The sequence below is a fragment of the Streptomyces sp. A18 genome (assembly GCF_059026065.1).
Window position 1 is genome coordinate 1 of the sequence record NZ_JBWLKL010000121.1, and the last position, 1,217, is coordinate 1,217.

General features: G+C 66.9%; 2 protein-coding genes. Both read left to right on the forward strand.

All coding sequences use genetic code 11. The annotated features are described in order from the left end of the window. The first annotated feature begins 79 nt into the window (after positions 1–79). On the forward strand, positions 80–655 hold the full coding sequence (locus AC5P1C_RS43730; RefSeq protein WP_493871583.1) for a helix-turn-helix domain-containing protein: 576 nt from the start codon (positions 80–82) through the stop codon (positions 653–655). Continuing rightward, complete coding sequence (locus tag AC5P1C_RS43735; RefSeq protein WP_493871582.1) at positions 652–1,206, forward strand: transposase; 555 nt, start codon at positions 652–654, stop codon at positions 1,204–1,206. Before AC5P1C_RS43730 ends, AC5P1C_RS43735 begins: the two co-directional genes overlap by 4 nt. Positions 1,207–1,217 lie beyond the last annotated feature (11 nt).

Here is a 1,217-nt window from a genome sequence, read left to right on the forward strand (position 1 = left end):
TAGTGCTGGATTCCTCTTTCGCTGGGTATATGTCCTGGTGGCGGGGACGGTGGTGGTACTCGGGGGCGGGTGCTGGACGATGGTTTTGCGGGCGCGACCGGGGCGTGACGAGGATGAGCGGGCCGTCGTTCGCCGGTTGTCGCGGGCACGGAAGGCTCCGCGTGATGCAGTCATGCGGGCCCGGATGATTGAGCTGAGCTGGTCGGGACTGCGGGTGCCTGCCATCGCCGTGGAGCTGGGCTGCAGTCAGAAGACGGTCCGCTGCTGGCTGCATCGCTTCAACCGCTCGGGCCTGCAAGGGCTGGATGATCTGGGCGGGCAGGGCCGCAAGCGGCGGATCACCGAGTGGGAACGATCTCGGATCATCGCCCTGGTCAAAGGCGTGCCGCCGGGGCGGCTGCGGTGGGAGCCCGTCGGGGAACTGTGGGCCTTCGATGAGTCCGGACCATCCGAGTGGACACTGGATTCTCTGGCTGCGGCAGCGCGGGCCGAGGGGATCGGGGTGGGCCGCTCGCAGGTCCGCCGTATCCTGCTCGCCGAGGGTGTGCGCTGGCGCCAAACCCGGTCCTGGACACGTTCGAAGGACCCGGACTTCGTCCCAAAAGGACACGGATCATCGGCCTCTACACCCACCCGCCCGACGGTGCGACGGTGATCTGCGCTGACGAGCTGGGGCCGGTGATCCCACGGACCTTCCCGCCCGCACCGGGCTGGTCACCGGACGGGCACCGGATCAAAGCGGAACTCGACTACAGCCGCGGACCGGAGAAGACCTGGGTCTACGGCGGTCTGCGGCCAGCCGACGGCCAGGCCGTCACGATGACCGCGTCCTCCCGCAACAGCGTCTTCTACCAGCAGTTCCTGCAACTGCTCGAGGACACCAACCCGACCGGCGAAATCTGGGTCGTCACCGACAACCTGTCCAGTCATAACAGTGTGTCCACCCGGACCTGGCTCGAAGACCATCTCCGCATCCACCATGCCTTCATCCCCGTCGGCGCGTGCTGGCTCAACCTGCAAGAAGGCTGGTGGCGCATCTTCCGCAAGGCCGCCCTCGCCGGCCGGTCGTTCGCCAACCCCGACGACATTGCATACGCCACAGCCCTCGCAACCAGCCAGCTCAATTCCCGTGCCAGCCCCTGGGTCTGGGGCAGACCCGCACCACCAACCCGCCAACTACGGCGCCGATATACGTACACCGTTTGAGGAATCCAGCA